Source organism: Homoserinimonas sp. A520 (assembly GCF_054489245.1).
Genome location: NZ_JBTMWX010000003.1, coordinates 98,159 through 116,918, shown reverse-complemented (window position 1 = coordinate 116,918; position 18,760 = coordinate 98,159). Strand labels below are relative to the sequence as shown.

The following is an 18,760-nucleotide window of genomic DNA, read 5'->3' as shown; positions in this document are numbered from 1 at the left end:
AGGTTCAGTCCCGGAGCTTCGGATGCCGTGGCCAGGGTGCGTCAATGCTGCCGTCCGGGCCAACACCGCTTGAATCAGCATTGCCGAGCCCAACCCACCCGCGGCCCCGCATGGCGTGCGCCGTGAGCAGTGCGATGCAGGTGATCGCGTTGCCGATGCGACGGTCGAGCACCGCCTCGACTGCTTCATCGAGGCTGACCCAGTGAAGCTCGATGTCTGCTTCCTCGCTGTGGCGGGCGAAGGTGGGCGTCGCGCTCAGCCCACGCGCCAGGTACACCGTGATCGCCTCACTGCTGCCGCCGGGCGAGGTGTAGAACTCGGTGAGCAACGCCCACTCGGAGGCTTCGAGGTCGACCTCCTCGGCCAGCTCGCGTTGCGCGGCTACCAACAGGCTCTCCCCGTGGATGTCGAGCAGCCCGGCCGGAAGCTCCAGGTCGCGCATCCCGATCGGGTGGCGGTACTGCCTGATCAGCAGCACGCGATCCTGGTCGTCGACAGCGAGCACCGCGACGGCGCCCGGGTGGTCGACGAACTCGCGAACCAATTCGCCAGCGCCGTATTCGTCAGTGCCGTACTCGAACCGTTCCCGCTTGACGTTCCAGACCTTGCCTTCGAAGGCGGCTTCACTCGAGAGCACCGGTGCCGCGAAGGGCTGGTCTTCGAGTGTTGTCACCCTAGAAACCGGCCGGCTCGGCGAACTCGGCGGCGTTCAGCTCAGCGCTGCTCGGCCGACCGCCCTGAGACCCGGCGCCATCCACCTCGAACAGGCGACTGGCCTCCTGCCGTGCAAGCGCGGCCGAGATGAGCCCCCGGAACAGCGGATGCGCACGGTTCGGCCGTGACCGCAGTTCCGGATGCGCCTGGGTGCCGACATAGAACGGGTGAACGTCGCGCGGAAGCTCGACGTATTCGACCAGTGTGCCGTCGGGCGAGGTTCCGGAGAAGGCCATCCCGGCATCCGCGATCTGAGCGCGGTACACATTGCTGACCTCGTAGCGGTGCCGGTGGCGTTCGGAGATTTCGGATGCCCCGTACAGCTCTTCGACGATCGAGCCCGGTACCAGCGCGGCTTCGTACAGCCCCAGGCGCATGGTGCCGCCAAGGTCTCCCCCGGCGATGATGTCGACCTGCTCGGCCATGGTGGCGATCACCGGGAACTCGGTCTCCGGGTCGAACTCGGATGACGACGCTCCGGTCAGGCCGACAACGTTGCGTGCGTACTCGATCACCATGCATTGCAGGCCGAGGCAGAGCCCCAACACCGGAATGGCGTTCTCCCGGGCGAACTTCAGGGCACCCAGTTTGCCTTCGATGCCGCGAACGCCGAACCCGCCGGGAACGCAGATGCCGTCCAGGCCGGAAAGGTTGTGTGCGGCGCCGGTGGGGGTCTCACAGCTGTCCGAGGGAACCCAGCGGATCTTCACCTTCGCCTGCTGGGCGAATCCGCCGGCCTTCAGTGCCTCGGTGACCGAGAGGTAGGCATCCGGCAGGTCGATGTACTTGCCGACCAGCCCGATGGTGACCTCGTGGCGCGGCTCGTGCACCGCTTCGAGCAGCTGCTCCCAGCCGGACCAGTCGACGCCGTTGGCCGACAGGCCGAAGTGCTCGATGATGTAGGCGTCCAGCCCCTGCGAGTGCAGCAGCGTCGGGATGTCGTAGATGCTCGCCACGTCGGGGCAGTTCACCACGGCCTCCGGGTCGACGTCGCACATGAGCGCGATCTTGCGGTTCATCGCCTCGGGGACCGGTCGGTCGCTGCGCAGCACGATCGCATCCGGCTGGATACCGATCGAGCGCAGTGCTGCGACGGAGTGCTGGGTCGGTTTGGTCTTCTGCTCGCCGGCAGCACTCAGGTACGGAACCAGGGAGACGTGGACGAAGAAGCAGTTGGCCCGGCCGATCTCGTGGCGCACCTGGCGTGCGGCCTCCAGGAATGGCAACGACTCGATGTCGCCGACGGTGCCGCCGACCTCGGTGATGATGACGTCTGGTCGCTCACCGGTCTCATCCGTCTCGGTGGCCTGCAGGCGCATCCGCCGCTTGATCTCGTCGGTGATGTGCGGGATGACCTGCACGGTGTCGCCCAGGTACTCCCCGCGACGCTCACGCGCAATCACCGTCGAATAGATCTGACCGGTGGTCACGTTGGCCGCCTGGCTGAGGTTGATGTCGAGGAAGCGTTCGTAGTGCCCGATGTCGAGGTCGGTCTCTGCACCATCGTCGGTGACGAACACTTCACCGTGCTGGAACGGGTTCATGGTGCCCGGATCGACGTTCAGGTACGGATCCAGCTTCTGCATGGCGACTCTCACGCCGCGCGCCGTGAGCAGATTGCCCAGACTGGCTGCGGTGAGCCCCTTGCCCAGGGACGATACGACGCCCCCGGTGACGAAAATGTGCTTTGTTATGCCCGTCTGAGAAATGTCCACCACGGGGTTGCAGTCTATCACCGGGTTTCGCGCGAACGTGAGGCGCGGCGCGCTGGGGTTATCCGACCAGTTGAACGCCTCGGCAAGCTCGGCTGGTCACTTCGACGGGCTCAGTACAACGCTCGACGAGCTCGACCCGCTTAAGGGGTTCGACCCGCCTGAGGATTAGGAGACTCGCAGCTCCAGCAGTTCGCGGGCGTGCGCGAGTCCGCTTTCGGAGTCCGGCAGCCCGGAGAGCAGCCTGGCCATCTCGGCCACCCGCTCCTCCCCGTCCAGCCGGCGGACGCTGCTCGCGGTCACCTGCCCGTCGCTGTCTTTCACGACGCTGAGGTGGTTGTTCGAGAACGCCGCGACCTGGGCGAGGTGGGTGACGACGATCACCTGCGCCGTCTCGGCCAGCCGGGCCAGTCGCCTGCCGATCTCGATGGCGGATGCGCCGCCCACGCCGGCATCCACTTCGTCGAAGATGAAGGTGGGGACCGGGTCGCTGGCGGCGATGACGACTTCGATCGCCAGCATCACGCGCGACAGTTCGCCGCCGGATGCCCCGCGACCCAACGGGCGCGCCTCAGCCCCCGGGTGCGGCTGCAGCAGGATCGCCACCCGGTCACGACCGCTGAGCGAGTAGTCGTCCCGAGGGTCGACCTCCACCACCAGGCGGGCGTCCGGCATGGCGAGGGCGGCCAGTTCGGCACTCACCTGTTCGGCGAGGTCGGTCGCATAACGGCGGCGGATGCCACTGAGCTGCTCCCCGAGTTCGGCGATCCTCGTTCGGTCGGCCTCCACCTCGGCGCGCAGCAGCTCGATGCGGTCGGAGTCGTTGTCCAGTTCGAGCAGCCGCCGGCTGCCGGTGTCGAGCAGTTCGATGGCGTCGTCGATGCTCGGACCGTACTTGCGCGCCAGGGTCGCCAGTTGTGCCCTGCGCTCCTGGACCAGTTCCAGTTCCCGTCCGCCGTCGGCGTCGAGCCCGGAGAGGTAGCTGGAGAGCTGCACGGCCAGGTCGGACACCACGAACGAGGCGTTCGCGACCGACTCAGCGATCGGAGCCAGGCTGCTGTCGTGCGAGGCGACGCGCTCGAGTTGGCGTCGTGCCGCATCGAGCAGGCCGACGACATCCGCTCCGCCGGCATCGTCCACGGTGTCTGCTGAGATCAGGCTGTGGGCCTGGGCGGCAGCCATCCGCAGGTCTTCCAGGTTGCTCAGCCGGTCGGAGCGGGCGGCGAGCTCCTCGTCTTCGCCCCGCCCGGGCGCAACCGCTTCGATCTCCTCGATGGCGGCGCGAAGTTCCTCCGCCTCCCGCGTGCGACGGTCCTGTTCGGCGATCAGGACATCCAGTTCGCCCTGGTTGGACTGCCAGCGGCGGTACACGGCCTGGTAGTCGCCGAGCACCCCGGCGAGTTCCGCGCCGGCGAATCGGTCGAGCGCGTCACGCTGAGCGGTCGCACTGCGCAGCCGGATCTGGTCGGACTGACCGTGTACGACCACCAGGTGCTCACCGATCTCGCTGAGGACGCCGATCGGGGCGCTCCGTCCACCGACGACGGCACGGCTGCGGCCCTCAGCGGAGATGGAGCGTCCGAGAATGAGTTCTGCACCTGCTGCGCCGGCGTCGTCCAGCCCGCCGCCCGCTTCGACGACACGGTCAGCAACGGCGCCCTCCGCTGAGACCAGCCAGCGGCCTTCAACGTCGGCACCGCCGCTCCCCTGGCGAACGACAGCGCTGTCGGCGCGGCTGCCCAGCAGTAGCCCCAGGGCGGTGACCACCATGGTCTTGCCCGCACCGGTTTCACCCGTCAGCGCGGTGAAGCCCGGGCCCAGCGGCAATACGGCATGCTCGATCACCCCGAGATTGCGTATCGAGAGCTCTTCGATCATGGGCGGGGTGCCTGAGTCTCGTCGAGGGCGGACTCTTCCGGCCCGACGGGCCCACGCCAGCCGGTCACCGGAAGGTGGAACTTGTTGACCAGCCGGTCGGTGAACGGTGCCTGGTGCAGGCGGGCGAGCCGCACCGGGATGGGCGAGCGACGCACAACCACGCGGGCGCCGCGCGGCAGGTCACTGGTGCGCCGGCCATCGCACCACAGGACACCGCTGCCCTGCGTACGGTCGAGCACTTCGACGGCGAACACGGAGTCTGGCCCGACCACCAGCGGCCGGGCGAACAGCGCGTGCGCGCTCAGCGGCACCAGCAGCATGGCGTCGAGGCTGGGCCAGACCACCGGACCGCCGGCGGAGAACGAGTACGCAGTGGATCCTGTCGGGGTCGACATCACCACCCCATCGCAGCCGAACGATGACAGTGGACGGTGGTCGACCTCGATGACGACCTCGAGCATCCGCTCGCGACTGGCCTTCTCGACCGTCGCCTCATTGAGCGCCCAGGTGGAGAACACGACTTCAGCGTTCACCTTCACCCGCACGTCGAGCGTCATCCGCTCTTCGACCAGGTAGTCGCGTGCGACGGCACTCTGAACCGTCTCGGCGAGCCCTGCGCGCTCACTCTCGGCGAGGAACCCGACGTGGCCGAGGTTGACGCCGAGCAGGGGGGCGGATGAGCCGCGGGCGAGCTCTGCCGCGCGAAGAATGGTGCCGTCTCCGCCCAGCACGATGACCAGTTCGAGGTCGCCGAGCCTGACCGGATCGTCGAGCACCGCAATGGAGGTGAGCTCAGGTGCCTGAGCGAGGATGTCCATCCGCTCGGCGGCAGTGGTGACCGGGATGACGCCAGCAGCCACCAATTGGCGGCAGACCGTGGCGGCGGCGAGCAGCGAGTCGTGCCGTCCGGTGTGCGATACGACCAGCATGTGGCGCGCACCGTCGGGTGCGGGCGACGGCAGGTTCTGCGCTGCTGGCACGTGGCTCCTCCTGCTGATTTGTCGAACGGTGGCGGGGCGCGGCAACACTGGTGAGCCGGCTCAGCGGCACAGTTCGGTGACGCGGTCTAACCATTCTGTCGGATTGCTCCCGGCAGCGGCACTCAGCCAGACCAGATACTCGCGGTTGCCCGCCGTTCCGGCGATTGGTGAGGGGATGACCCCGGCAGTGGGAAGGTCGAGGTCCCAGGCCGCCCAGAGCACGCCGGTGACGGCATCCGTTCGCAGGCCTGGGTCGTGAACGATGCCTTCGCGGATCCCGGTGCGCCCGACCTCGAACTGCGGTTTCACCAGCAGCACGTAGTCGGCGGTCAGGCCGACGGTCGCCACGACGGCCGGCAGCACGATCGGCAACGAGATGAAGGAGAGGTCGGCGACGACAAGCTGGACGTCAAGCGGATGCCCGGCAGCAGCCTGCAGCGCGTCGGGTGTCAGCTCCCGGGCGTTGAACCCCTCGATCACGCTCACCCGGTCGTCGCGGCCGATCAGCGGGTCGAGTTGCCCGTGTCCGACGTCCAGTGCCACGACCGACCGGGCGCCGCGCTCCAGCAGCACCTGGGTGAACCCTCCGGTGGACGCTCCGACATCCAGCGCCTGCCGACCGTCGACCTGTACCGGGAAGGCGTCCAGTGCCGCGCTCAGCTTGTGCGCCGCCCGGCTGACGTAGTGGTCGATGCCGACGACGGCGAGCGACTGGTCGTCACGGACCGGGGTGGATGCCTTCACGACGGGCGCTCCGTCGAGCGTGACGAGCCCGTCCGCGATCAGCCGTGCGGCCTGCGTGCGCGAGCGCGCCAGCCCGCGAGCGGCCAGGGCGGCATCCGCTCGCTGGGTCTCGGCCGGCTCGGCCTTGGCGTGTGCGCTTCCCCAGCCGTCAGGCATGGCGTTGTGGACTGTCTCCGCCTTCGAGGGTCGACCGCAGCCGGTCGTGGATCTGGGTGAACGCCGACGCCCGGGCGTCCAGTGGCTGGTCCTCGATCACGCGCAGCTGTGAGACGAGGCCGTCGACCTGGTCGATTTCGTTGCCTTCAGCGCTCATACCGCCACGTTACCCGACAGTGGGAGCAGGCCCGCGATGGCGTTCCGTGATCTGCACGCTGTCACTCGTAGAGGCCAGGCTCGACGTCGAGCACGTGGATGGAGCGCCCCGAACCCCAGATTGCGGCAGCGCCGGCCCGCAGAAGGTCGATGCGCCGGTTGCCGGCGCGTTCGATCCGCACGGTCGTCTCGGACATCCGCACCCTGGATTTTCCGACGGTGACCAGTCTTGATCCTGAGCGGTCCACCGTCTCGGTGACCTCCGGGTATGGTTCGTGCAGTTGGCGCAGGTCGTCCACCACGAAGGTGGGGCGGGACTTGGCGTCGGCCGCGAGTACCTGCTTAGGACCATCGACGCCGGTGAGGACCAGCACGGATGCGATTCCCGCCCGATTCGCGCCGAGGATATCGGTGTCGAGGCGGTCACCGATGAACAGCGGATGCGATGCACCGAACCTCATCGCCGCCTCCTCGAAGATCGGCGTCTCCGGCTTGCCGGCAACCACCGGCAGGCGCCCCACGGCGAGGTGGACGGCGGAAACGAGCGTGCCGTTACCCGGTGCCAGCCCTCGCTCCTGCGGCAGGGTCCAATCGGTGTTGGTCGCCACCCAGGGGATGCCGGCACCCGCGCTGCCGCGGGCGCCGTTGCTGCTTGTGCTGCCACTGCCCAGTGCGAAGGACGCCTCAGCCAGGTGCTTCCAGCCGACGTCCGGCGAGAACCCCTGAATCACGGCCGCCGGGTTGTCCAGGGCGGAGTCGGTGACCGCGAAACCGGCTCCGGACACCGCTGTGGTGAGGCCCTCTCCCCCGACCACCAGGATGGTCGACCCGGCCGGAACCAGGTCCACGAGCAGCCGCACGGCAGCCTGCGGCGAGGTGACGACGTCTTCCGGGGCGACGGTGAGGCCGTAGCCGTTCAATTGGTCGGCAACGGATGCCGGTACTCGGGAGGCGTTGTTGGTCACGTAACCGACGCGCATCCGTTCGGCCGCCCGGTTGATGCTGTCCACCGCGAACGGCACTGCGCTCGAGCCGGTGTAGACGACGCCGTCCAGGTCCACCAGCAGAGCGTCAACACCGTCCAGCGGGGTGCCGCTGAGCGAGTCCTTACGCCTCATCGGGCGTGGTGTCTTCGGTGTCCGGTTCGGAGTCCTGTTGAACCGCTGCCGGCTTCTCTTCAGCAGGGGAATCCTCAAGCTCCTCCTCGAACACCTCTACCGAGTCGTCTTCCTCGTCCGGGTTCCACGCCTCGGCAGCGACATCCGCCCGGCGGTACCAGTCTGCGGCGTCAGCGGCACGGCCCAGGTCTTCCAGTACGGCGGCGTACGCGGCGAACAGGGCGGCACTGTAGGAGTACGCGGTGTTGGGGTCGAGCTGAGGGATCTGCAGCTCGGTCAGTGCCGAATCCGTCTGGCCGAGATCGAGCCGAGCGCCGGACATGGCGATCGCCAATTCGACCTGTACGTCAACGGGCAGTGTCTCCCGCGGCACGGAGCGACCGAGCTCGAGTGCCTTGTCGGGTCGGCCAAGCCCGCGTTCGCTGTCCACCATCATGGGGAGTTGGTCATTCAGTCCGGAGATCCGGCGGTAGGTGCGCAATTCGCGCAGTGCCATGGCGAAGTCGCCGATCGTGTACGCGGCAATGGCCAGGGTTTCCCGCACCACTGCGATTCGGCCGGCGCGACGGGCAGCCGATACCGCGTGCTCGTAGGCGAGCTTCGGGTCGGTGTCGATCAGGCGGGCAACCATCACCAGGTGATTGGCCACGCCCTCGGCGTTGTCCTTGCTCAGGGTCTTCAGCTGGGCCCGGGCAACCCGGTCCAGCTGGTTCGGCGTGACATCTTCCGGGATCTCCGGGTCATCGTGACGTGACCGCACCGACTTGGTGCCGTAGGGGTCGCGATCCTCAGGAGTCTCCCGCTGGCTCGCCGACCGGTCGCCGCGTGCCGGTTTCCCGTCGCGGGTCCAGACGCGCTTCTCGTCGGCACCCTTCTCACCTGGACGACCACGGCCGGCTCCGCCACGCTCAGGACGTCCACGGTCTGCTCCACCGCGGTCGGGACGCCCGCGATCAACTCCACCGCGGTCGGGTCGATCCCCGTCGCGCCATGGACCCCGGTCGCCCTGGGGCGCTCCACGAGCGGGACCCTTGCGGTCAGGGCGCTGTCCGTCCGGCTTGCCGCCTGGGCGGCGGTCGCGGTCACCTGAATCGGTCACGGTTGCTCCTGTTGAGTTTGTTGTGCGGTGCTGGTCGTGCGGGTTCCGGTAAATGGGCGTGACCCGTGGGGTCTCGATGCTTCGACAAGCTCAGCACAGGCCTCGCTTCGCTCGCGCGACCAGCCTAAGGCTCGACCCGCGGAAGACTCGTTAAAAGCGAAATGGCCACCCGCTGCGTTCAATAAACACAGTGGTGGCCATTTCTAAATATTGTCCGGCGGTGTCCTACTCTCCCACAGGGTCCCCCCTGCAGTACCATCGGCGCAGAGAGTCTTAGCTTCCGGGTTCGGAATGTAACCGGGCGTTTCCCTCTCGCTATGGCCGCCGAAACTCTATTGATTTATCAATCAGTTCGCGGACAATGCGCTCAGCCCTGGGCTGAGGATTGTCAGCAGTTCCCGACCGTAAATCGGGAACCACAAAGTGGACGCAAGCACGCAAATCGTTCGTATTCACGAAGAATAAGTTGTTATCAAGTTATCGGCTTATTAGTACGGGTCAGCTCCATGCGTCGTTAGTCCGCACTTCCACACCCCGCCTATCAACCCAGTAGTCTAGCTGGGAGCCTCTCGACCTAAGTCATGGAAATCTCATCTTGAAGCTGGCTTCCCGCTTAGATGCTTTCAGCGGTTATCCATTCCGAACGTAGCTAATCAGCGGTGCTCCTGGCGGAACAACTGACACACCAGAGGTTCGTCCATCCCGGTCCTCTCGTACTAGGGATAGATCTTCTCAAATTTCCTGCGCGCGCAGAGGATAGGGACCGAACTGTCTCACGACGTTCTAAACCCAGCTCGCGTACCGCTTTAATGGGCGAACAGCCCAACCCTTGGGACCTACTCCAGCCCCAGGATGCGACGAGCCGACATCGAGGTGCCAAACCATGCCGTCGATATGGACTCTTGGGCAAGATCAGCCTGTTATCCCCGAGGTACCTTTTATCCGTTGAGCGACAGCGCTTCCACAAGCCACTGCCGGATCACTAGTCCCGACTTTCGTCCCTGCTCGACTTGTCAGTCTCACAGTCAAGCTCCCTTGTGCACTTACACTCGACATCTGATTGCCAACCAGATTGAGGGAACCTTTGGGCGCCTCCGTTACTTTTTAGGAGGCAACCGCCCCAGTTAAACTACCCACCAGGCACTGTCCCTGATCCGGATTACGGATCTAAGTTAGATATCCAATATGACCAGAGTGGTATTTCAACAATGACTCCACCGACACTAGCGTGCCAGCTTCACAGTCTCCCACCTATCCTACACAAGCCACACCGAACACCAATACCAAGCTGTAGTAAAGGTCACGGGGTCTTTCCGTCCTTCTGCGCGTAACGAGCATCTTTACTCGTAGTGCAATTTCGCCGAGTTCGCGGTTGAGACAGCTGGGAAGTCGTTACGCCATTCGTGCAGGTCGGAACTTACCCGACAAGGAATTTCGCTACCTTAGGATGGTTATAGTTACCACCGCCGTTTACTGGGGCTTAAATTCTCAGCTTCGCCTTGCGGCTAACCGTTCCTCTTAACCTTCCAGCACCGGGCAGGCGTCAGTCCGTATACATCGTCTTGCGACTTGGCACGGACCTGTGTTTTTAGTAAACAGTCGCTTCCCACTGGTCTCTGCGGCCATACGGCGCTCCGGGAGTAAATCCCTTCACGCTTCAGGCCCCCCTTCTCCCGAAGTTACGGGGGCATTTTGCCGAGTTCCTTAACCACGATTCTCTCGATCTCCTTGGTATTCTCTACCTGAACACCTGAGTCGGTTTGGGGTACGGGTGACTAAAACCTCGCGTCGATGCTTTTCTTGGCAGCATAGGATCACTGATTTCCCCCTTGCGGGGTACGCATCGTGCCTGGGCCTTATATGGGGGACGGATTTGCCTATCCCCCGGCTTACACACTTACACCGGGACAACCATCGCCCGGCTCAGCTACCTTCCTGCGTCACACCTGTTAATACGCTAACCGCACCAGAACGGGGTCGAGCGTTAGGCCGGAAGCTTCACCCCGAAGGGATCCGTCATCCGGATTAGGACTCTTAGCACTACTGGATTGGTTTGGGCGGTTTTTCGTCAGTACGGGAATATCAACCCGTTGTCCATCGACTACGCCTGTCGGCCTCGCCTTAGGTCCCGACTTACCCAGGGCGGATTAACCTGGCCCTGGAACCCTTGTTCATTCGGAGGACGGGTTTCTCACCCGTCTTTCGCTACTCATGCCTGCATTCTCACTCGTGTGGCCTCCACGGCTGGTTTACACCGCCGCTTCGCTGGCCACACGACGCTCTCCTACCACTCCGTGCGCCTGGACACCCTTGCGGATGCCTAGCTAATACACGAAATCTACAACTTCGGTGGTGTGCTTGAGCCCCGTTACATTGTCGGCGCGGAACCACTTGACCAGTGAGCTATTACGCACTCTTTCAAGGGTGGCTGCTTCTAAGCCAACCTCCTGGTTGTCTATGCAGCTCCACATCCTTTTCCACTTAGCACACGCTTTGGGACCTTAGTTGGTAGTCTGGGTTGTTTCCCTCTCGACGATGAAGCTTATCCCCCACCGTCTCACTGCTGCGCTCTCACTTACCGGCATTCGGAGTTTGGCTGACGTCAGTAACCTTTTAGGGCCCATCGGCCATCCAGTAGCTCTACCTCCGGCAAGAAACACGCAACGCTGCACCTAAATGCATTTCGGAGAGAACCAGCTATCACGAAGTTTGATTGGCCTTTCACCCCTATCCACAGCTCATCCCCTCCATTTTCAACTGAAGTGGGTTCGGTCCTCCACGCGCTCTTACACGCGCTTCAACCTGGCCATGGATAGATCACTTCGCTTCGGGTCTAGGACATGCGACTGAATCGCCCTATTCAGACTCGCTTTCGCTACGGCTTCCCCACTCGGGTTAACCTCGCCACATATCACTAACTCGCAGGCTCATTCTTCAAAAGGCACGCTGTCACCCCTACTAAGGAGGCTCCAACGGTTTGTAAGCAAACGGTTTCAGGTACTATTTCACTCCCCTCCCGGGGTACTTTTCACCTTTCCCTCACGGTACTTGTCCGCTATCGGTCTTCTGGGAGTATTTAGGCTTATCAGGTGGTCCTGACAGATTCACACGGGATTTCTCGGGCCCCGTGATACTTGGGATACTTCTCGCGCCATTGGAACATTTCGACTACGGGGTTGGCACCCTCTATGACTGGCCTTTCAATACCATTCGTCTATATTCCTTTGTAACGCTTGCAGTACGGCAGTAACTGCTGAAAAGTCCCGCAACCCCGACCATGCAACGCCTGCCGGCTATCACACATGATCGGTTTGGCCTCTTCCGATTTCGCTCGCCACTACTCACGGAATCACTGTTGTTTTCTCTTCCTGTGGGTACTGAGATGTTTCACTTCCCCACGTTCCCTCTACCCGCCCTATATATTCAGGCGGGAGTCACTGGGTCACATTGCTGCGCCCAGCGGGGTTTCCCCATTCGGAAATCCTCGGATCAAAGCTCTATTATCAGCTCCCCGAGGCTTATCGCAGATTTATACGTCCTTCTTCGGCTCCAGAAGCCAAGGCATTCACCGTTTGCCCTTAAAAACTTGATGACAAAATTTGCACAAAGACCCAGCAGTTGCATTGAATAAACAATGCAATTTTGCTAGATCATTGAATAGACATCACAAAGTCACCCAGGACAAGTCCTGAGTTCGTTTGCGAGTCTAAGATGCTCGCGTCCACTGTGTAGTTCTCAAATTACGGGCGGTACCCCTTCGTCGTCGCAAACGTGCGACTCAGACCAGGGTCCGAAGACCGTGACACCCGAAGATGTCGTCGGTCCCGAGATTCCAGTCAGCCCGAGGTTCCCCTCGTGCCGGCCCGGTCCCTCAGGACCCAACAGCGTGCAGAAGACCAGGCTCGCATCCGCTTCCGTTCCAGTCATCCGAAGATGACGTACTGAGAGGCAAGATCCTTACCTGGTCACAATGTCAATGTTCCACCCATGAGCGCCACCGGAGAACGTATGTCTCCGAAATGGCTACGAGGTCAATAGCGCTGTATACAGACGCATCCTCGAGTGCTCCTTAGAAAGGAGGTGATCCAGCCGCACCTTCCGGTACGGCTACCTTGTTACGACTTAGTCCTAATTACCAATCCCACCTTCGACAGCTCCCTCCTTGCGGTTGGGCCACTGGCTTCGGGTGTTACCGACTTTCATGACTTGACGGGCGGTGTGTACAAGGCCCGGGAACGTATTCACCGCAGCGTTGCTGATCTGCGATTACTAGCGACTCCGACTTCATGAGGTCGAGTTGCAGACCTCAATCCGAACTGAGACCGGCTTTTTGGGATTCGCTCCACCTTACGGTATTGCAGCCCTTTGTACCGGCCATTGTAGCATGCGTGAAGCCCAAGACATAAGGGGCATGATGATTTGACGTCATCCCCACCTTCCTCCGAGTTGACCCCGGCAGTCTCCTTTGAGTTCCCACCATTACGTGCTGGCAACAAAGAACGAGGGTTGCGCTCGTTGCGGGACTTAACCCAACATCTCACGACACGAGCTGACGACAACCATGCACCACCTGTATACCGACCTTGCGGGGCGACTGTTTCCAGCCGTTTCCGGTATATGTCAAGCCTTGGTAAGGTTCTTCGCGTTGCATCGAATTAATCCGCATGCTCCGCCGCTTGTGCGGGCCCCCGTCAATTCCTTTGAGTTTTAGCCTTGCGGCCGTACTCCCCAGGCGGGGAACTTAATGCGTTAGCTGCGACACAGAATCCGTGGAATGGACCCTACATCTAGTTCCCAACGTTTACGGCATGGACTACCAGGGTATCTAATCCTGTTCGCTCCCCATGCTTTCGCTCCTCAGCGTCAGTTACGGCCCAGAGATCTGCCTTCGCCATCGGTGTTCCTCCTGATATCTGCGCATTCCACCGCTACACCAGGAATTCCAATCTCCCCTACCGCACTCTAGTCTGCCCGTACCCACTGCAGGCTGGAGGTTGAGCCTCCAGTTTTCACAGCAGACGTGACAAACCGCCTACGAGCTCTTTACGCCCAATAATTCCGGATAACGCTTGCACCCTACGTATTACCGCGGCTGCTGGCACGTAGTTAGCCGGTGCTTTTTCTGCAGGTACCGTCACTTTCGCTTCTTCCCTACTAAAAGAGGTTTACAACCCGAAGGCCGTCGTCCCTCACGCGGCGTTGCTGCATCAGGCTTGCGCCCATTGTGCAATATTCCCCACTGCTGCCTCCCGTAGGAGTCTGGGCCGTGTCTCAGTCCCAGTGTGGCCGGTCACCCTCTCAGGCCGGCTACCCGTCGTCGGCTTGGTGAGCCGTTACCTCACCAACTACCTGATAGGCCGCGAGTCCATCCCAGACCGAAATTCTTTCCAGCTCCTAGCCATGCGGCTGAAGCTCGTATCCGGTATTAGACACCGTTTCCAGTGCTTATCCCAGAGTCTGGGGCAGGTTACTCACGTGTTACTCACCCGTTCGCCACTAATCCAGCCAGAGCAAGCTCCGGCTTTCATCGTTCGACTTGCATGTGTTAAGCACGCCGCCAGCGTTCATCCTGAGCCAGGATCAAACTCTCCGTAAATGTTTGATTGCACACTCCACACGCTAAAGATTGCTCCCTAGCAGCGCAGTGGCACATCTAGTGTGTCAAGCCGCCGGAATGGGCGGACATGGCACAAGTTTGAAACTGACAAGAACAAATCATTACTGACTTGCTTGTTTTGTTTATATCTTTTCCAAAGGAATCTCCTGCATTTCGCCTAGCTAGAAACTAGGTTCAATGCACGAGGTTTTTGGCATTTGACATTGTGCACGCTGTTGAGTTCTCAAGGATCGGACGCTCCTGGTGCTTTACCTTGCGGTTCGGCTGCCAGGGCAACTTCTCTAACTTACCACTCTGAATCTCAGTGTCAAATCGACCCGCCGGCTTCTTTCGAAGCCGCCGATCGGTCGCCTGACCGAGCCCCAGACAGCGCAAATTATCTATCTCGAACTGTTTGGGAGAGTGGGGTATTCATCCTATGCCTAGATTCACGCTCATTCAAGATGAGATGTGGATCAGACCGGATTTAGTCCCTCTTGAGGCCGGTAAGCTCTTCCGCTTTCCGCACCTTTGGGGTGACAAGTAAGAACTTTACGCGGCGGGCCGGGGCGTGGCAAATCTGCCGCCATCCCGGGCGTGTCGCCGCCCGCTTTCCTTATTCCACGGGGGTTTCGGGCGCAGGGACCTCGGGTACGTCGCAGTACTCGACGTACCAGGACTCCACCGTGGCGAGGTCGTTCTGCGCGTGCAGCCCCAACAGGTCACCCGCGCGGTTACTGGTGCCCAGGGCGTTGGCGATGTTGACCACTCCTGCCACTCGGGCGGAAATCGCTGCGGTCTCTTCGGCGATGCCTTCGGGTGCCACGGCGGCGAGCTCTGCCCAGACGGCAGCGTAGTTCGCGATGGCGGCGTTGTAGCCTTCCGGCGCATCCACTGCCGGCCACCCGTAGTCCGGGTCTGCCGTCGCGTAGATCGTGGGGTGTGCAGCAAGTACGCCGCAGAACGGTTCGCTGGCGACCTCGACGAGCTGATGTGCCCGCTGATCGGCCTTCAACGCGGCCAGCTGCTCCGCCTTCTCTGTCTCGGACGCCCAGACATACGCGCCAACGCCGGCGAAAACCACCGTCATGACCAGGGACACACTGATCGCCGCGCGAGCCAGGTCGGACCCCCATCCGCGTAGCTGCTTGCCGCGGACCAGGGCGACGATCGCGGTGATCAAGCCGATCGGCGGAAGGATGACCGCCATGACCAGCGCGGCGACATCGAGGCCGGCCAGCCCGGAATGCCGTGCAGGCGGCATCGGAGCCAGCGGGCCGAGCCGCGGATGGCCGGGACCGGAGAAACCACCGGGCGGCACATAAGGCTGGGCCGGGACGGGAGCGCGCACTGCCGCGGCGACGTCAACCGGACCCTCAGAGGATTGCCTGGACCTCCGGGAGTTGCCGAAGCTCAGGAAACGCCTGGCCCGATGCGCCTCGTTGGACGGCTCCGCGTCATCCGTATTCGGGTCGTCGTGGTCGGGCGCACCCGTTCGGGGCGCATCCGTTCGGGGTGTTATCGGGTCCAGGCTCGCGGGTGCTGCGCTCATCGGTACCGAGTTCGTCGGTACATGGTGCATCGGTACCGAACCCAGAGGTTCCGGCGATATGGTCGACGCCGGCATGGCCTGCGCCGGAAGGGAAGCCGTCCAGGCTCCGGCGAACAACTCTTCCACCGGCGTCAGTTCCGGCTCACGCAACTCCTCGACGGGAACGCTCGAGCGCGCGGCAGGAGGTTCGGTCGGGGCAGTGGACCGCTCGGGCGGCGGCTCCGAGCTGCGGAGGCGCTTGCGGTCGCGTTTGAGGGGTACGTCGAGACCTGGGCCTGAGCCCGGCGTCTCACCGCGTGTCTGATCGTCCACGAACTCCCCTAGATCTTCCAGCCCACATCATAGTGATCGAACTCAGCGTCACCTGACAGTGACCCCCGCCAACGTCTTCTTGCCTCGCCGCAGCACGGCGGTCCGGCCGTGCAGGAGGCTGCCCTCCAGCGTTTCCGCGGCACTGGCCACCTTTCGGTTGTTGAGGTACACGCCACCCTGCTCGATCGCGCGGCGCGACTCCCCCAGGCTCGCGGTCAACCCGGTGTCGACCAGCAGCTGCGCGACAGTGGCGTGCAAGCCAGCCTCGATCGTGGGCAATTCCGAAATCGCAGCGTCCAGGGTCGGCTCATCCAGCGTGGTGAGGTCGCCCTGCCCGAACAGCGCCTGGGCAGCGGCAACAGCGGCAGAGGTCGCCTCCTCACCGTGAACGAGAGTGGTCACCTCGTGCGCCAGGGTGCGCTGGGCCTCGCGCTTGAACGGCTCGGAGACCACAGCATCCGCCAGCCGTTCGATCTCCGCCCGGCTGAGGAAGGTGAACACCTTGAGGCGGTCGATCACATCGGCGTCGTCCGTGTTCAGCCAGAACTGGTACAGGGCGTATGGGCTGGTGAGGTTCGGGTCCAGCCAGATGGCGTTGCCTTCACTCTTCCCGAACTTGGTGCCATCCGAATTGGTGACCAGCGGAGTGCCGATGGCGTGGGCGGTGCCGCCGTCTGCCTTGTGAATGAGGTCAGTCCCACTAATCAGGTTGCCCCATTGGTCTGACCCACCGGTCTGCAGCACGCAACCGTATTGGCGGTTGAGCTGGAGGAAATCGAAGCCCTGCAGGATCTGGTAGCTGAACTCGGTGTAGCTGATGCCCTCGCTCGAGTTCAGCCTGGCGCTGACCGCATCCTTCTTCAGCATGGTGCCGACCCGGAAGTACTTGCCGACGTCTCGCAGGAAGTCGATCGCGCTGAGGGAAGCGGTCCAGTCGAGGTTGTTCACCAGGCGAGCCGCGTTGTCCCCCTCGAAACTGAGGAACCGGGACACCTGCCCCTGCAGGTAGCCGACCCACTCGGCGACCGTGTTCGCGTCGTTGAGAGTGCGCTCTGCGGTGGGCTTGGGGTCGCCGATCAGGCCGGTCGAGCCTCCCACCAACCCGAGAGGCTTGTGTCCGGCCAGCTGGAGGCGCCGCATGACCAGGAGTTGCACCAGGTTGCCGAGGTGCAGGCTCGGCGCGGTGGGGTCGAACCCGCAGTAGTAGACGATGGGCGGCCCGGCGAGCAGTTTCTTCAGTTCGGACTCATTGGTCGAGACATGAACATGGCCACGCCAGACGAGTTCATCCCAGACGTCGGCAAAGGACTCGTCGTTGCGTTGATGGGCAAGGGCAGCGGATGGGGGTGTCGACACGGGTTACAGGGTATCCGAGGTTGTCCGAGTACCGTCTTCACGCTGCCATCGATCAAGGATGGAGACTTACTTCACGAAGGTTAGGCTTTAAGGCTTGATTTGGAGACGTTAGCGATGTAGCCTTGTTTAGCCGCAGTACGGTGTGCAGGCTTGATGCTGGAGGTTCCATGTTCGTCATCTCAGCCGACCAGAAGTCGAGTCGGACCACTAAAGACCTCGTCGGCCATTGGCGTGAAGTCCTCAACGACGACTACTCGGAAACCCTCACCCTGCCAGCCGACCGCAACGCCGGTGACGAGATACAGGTGCTCACCGACGACGCCGCCACCGTGCTGCAGATCGCCCTCCGGCTCGCCCGCAGCGGAAACTGGAGCGTCGGGATCGGGGTGGGCGCTGTGCGCCGCCCCTTGCCCGCCGAGACGCGCGAGGCATCCGGACCCGCGTTCAACGCTGCCCGGGATGCGGTGAGCGAGGCCAAAAAGCGTCCCACCCGCTTCGCGGTTCGTGCCGACGCCGCCGGCGAAACCGCTGACGCCTGGCCGAACTCCCGGGATGTGCAGAGCGTGATCGACCTGCTGCTGGAGGTCCGCAAGAAGAGGAGCCAGCAAGGATGGGAGCTCCACGACACGTTGGAGACCACGAGCACCCAGGCAGAGGCCGCGCGCGTTCTGGGGATCACCCCGGCCGCGGCCAGTGCCCGTGCATCCGCCGCCGCGCTAAAAATCGAACGGCAGGCGTTGCCGACCATTGTTAGGCTCCTCCACAACCTCGACCGGGTAACCGGGCCAACCGAAACCAAGGAGCACCCATGACGACATGGCTGGCGATCCTCTACTGGGTGGCCCTGTTCCTGTTCACCGGGGTGTCCCTGACCCTGGCCATCCTGGCGTGGAACGCGAAATCGCACTGGCTGATCGGCGGAGCCGCGGCCGCCCTCCTGGCTGCGATCATCGTGGCTGCCCTTCCCGGCCCTGGCAGTACACCCATCCTCTCGGTCCTCCTGAGCCTCGCGGGAGTCGCTCTGGCCGTCGTCGGCGGTGGTCCGGCCGCGACCACCAGCCTGAGGCTCGCCACCAGGGGCAGCGTGCCGAACGGCCCGCACGGCGGAATCCTGGTCGAATCCGAGCCTCGAGAGGTGTTGCGCGGGGGTCTCGCGATCGGGCTGCTCGAACGCCTGGCCGTTGCGAGCACCATCGTCGCCGGACTCCCGGCTGCGCTCGCCGTCATCGTGGCCGTCAAGGGCGTCGGGCGGTTCACCGAACTGGATGCCGCAGAAGCCAGGGAGCGTTTCATCATCGGCAGCTTCGTCAGCTTGATCTGGGCAAGCGCGAGTGCCGCGGTCGTCGTACTCGCCCTGAACTAGCTGGGTCGCCCTCCCCTGCGGCAT

The 18,760-nt window shown here is 63.1% G+C and carries 12 protein-coding genes and 3 rRNA genes; 2 read left to right on the top strand and 13 right to left on the bottom strand.

Annotation, left to right across the window (positions count from 1 at the left end; translation table 11 throughout):
* Nucleotides 1–4: 4 nt before the first annotated feature.
* The 13 genes from ACX3PH_RS09175 to tyrS all read right to left on the bottom strand — a co-directional run bounded on the left by ACX3PH_RS09175 (nucleotide 5) and on the right by tyrS (nucleotide 17,373).
* On the bottom strand, nucleotides 5–673 hold the full coding sequence (locus ACX3PH_RS09175) for an NUDIX domain-containing protein (protein WP_459091679.1): 669 nt from the start codon (nucleotides 671–673) through the stop codon (nucleotides 5–7).
* A gap of 1 nt (nucleotide 674) precedes the next feature.
* A complete protein-coding gene (locus ACX3PH_RS09170; protein WP_459092394.1) occupies nucleotides 675–2,423 on the bottom strand; it encodes a CTP synthase in 1,749 nt (582 codons plus the stop codon).
* 171 nt (nucleotides 2,424–2,594) lie between these two features.
* Entirely contained in the window at nucleotides 2,595–4,304 is a 1,710-nt protein-coding gene (recN, locus tag ACX3PH_RS09165; RefSeq protein WP_459091677.1) for a DNA repair protein RecN, read from the bottom strand.
* A complete protein-coding gene (locus tag ACX3PH_RS09160) occupies nucleotides 4,301–5,233 on the bottom strand; it encodes an NAD kinase (protein ID WP_459092392.1) in 933 nt (310 codons plus the stop codon). The genes recN and ACX3PH_RS09160 overlap by 4 nt, the downstream gene beginning before the upstream one ends.
* Before the next feature lie 111 nt (nucleotides 5,234–5,344).
* Nucleotides 5,345–6,184 (bottom strand): TlyA family RNA methyltransferase, encoded by an 840-nt coding sequence (locus tag ACX3PH_RS09155; RefSeq protein WP_459091675.1) that lies wholly within the window; start codon nucleotides 6,182–6,184, stop codon nucleotides 5,345–5,347.
* Nucleotides 6,177–6,341 (bottom strand): hypothetical protein, encoded by a 165-nt coding sequence (locus tag ACX3PH_RS09150; RefSeq protein WP_459091673.1) that lies wholly within the window; start codon nucleotides 6,339–6,341, stop codon nucleotides 6,177–6,179. Before ACX3PH_RS09150 ends, ACX3PH_RS09155 begins: the two co-directional genes overlap by 8 nt.
* Nucleotides 6,342–6,402: 61 nt before the next feature.
* Nucleotides 6,403–7,458: an HAD-IIA family hydrolase gene (locus tag ACX3PH_RS09145; protein WP_459091671.1), complete on the bottom strand. Its 1,056-nt coding sequence runs from the start codon at nucleotides 7,456–7,458 to the stop codon at nucleotides 6,403–6,405.
* A complete protein-coding gene (locus ACX3PH_RS09140) occupies nucleotides 7,448–8,557 on the bottom strand; it encodes a hypothetical protein (RefSeq protein WP_459091669.1) in 1,110 nt (369 codons plus the stop codon). The genes ACX3PH_RS09145 and ACX3PH_RS09140 overlap by 11 nt, the downstream gene beginning before the upstream one ends.
* Nucleotides 8,558–8,769: 212 nt before the next feature.
* Nucleotides 8,770–8,886 (bottom strand): 5S ribosomal RNA (gene rrf, locus ACX3PH_RS09135).
* 139 nt (nucleotides 8,887–9,025) lie between these two features.
* A 23S ribosomal RNA gene (locus tag ACX3PH_RS09130) occupies nucleotides 9,026–12,149 on the bottom strand.
* A gap of 481 nt (nucleotides 12,150–12,630) precedes the next feature.
* Nucleotides 12,631–14,153: ribosomal RNA gene (locus ACX3PH_RS09125) — 16S ribosomal RNA — on the bottom strand.
* The 16S, 23S and 5S rRNA genes sit together here, the layout of an rRNA operon.
* A gap of 616 nt (nucleotides 14,154–14,769) precedes the next feature.
* Nucleotides 14,770–16,017: a DUF4190 domain-containing protein gene (locus tag ACX3PH_RS09120; protein WP_459091667.1), complete on the bottom strand. Its 1,248-nt coding sequence runs from the start codon at nucleotides 16,015–16,017 to the stop codon at nucleotides 14,770–14,772.
* Between the two features lie 48 nt (nucleotides 16,018–16,065).
* Complete coding sequence (gene tyrS, locus ACX3PH_RS09115) at nucleotides 16,066–17,373, bottom strand: tyrosine--tRNA ligase (protein WP_459091665.1); 1,308 nt, start codon at nucleotides 17,371–17,373, stop codon at nucleotides 16,066–16,068.
* Between the two features lie 167 nt (nucleotides 17,374–17,540).
* On the opposite strand from tyrS, the gene ACX3PH_RS09110 reads away from it, so the two are divergent.
* Together ACX3PH_RS09110 and ACX3PH_RS09105 are read left to right on the top strand one after the other, a co-directional pair.
* Complete coding sequence (locus ACX3PH_RS09110) at nucleotides 17,541–18,185, top strand: DNA-binding protein (RefSeq protein ID WP_459091663.1); 645 nt, start codon at nucleotides 17,541–17,543, stop codon at nucleotides 18,183–18,185.
* Nucleotides 18,182–18,736 (top strand): hypothetical protein, encoded by a 555-nt coding sequence (locus ACX3PH_RS09105; protein ID WP_459091661.1) that lies wholly within the window; start codon nucleotides 18,182–18,184, stop codon nucleotides 18,734–18,736. The genes ACX3PH_RS09110 and ACX3PH_RS09105 overlap by 4 nt, the downstream gene beginning before the upstream one ends.
* Nucleotides 18,737–18,760 lie beyond the last annotated feature (24 nt).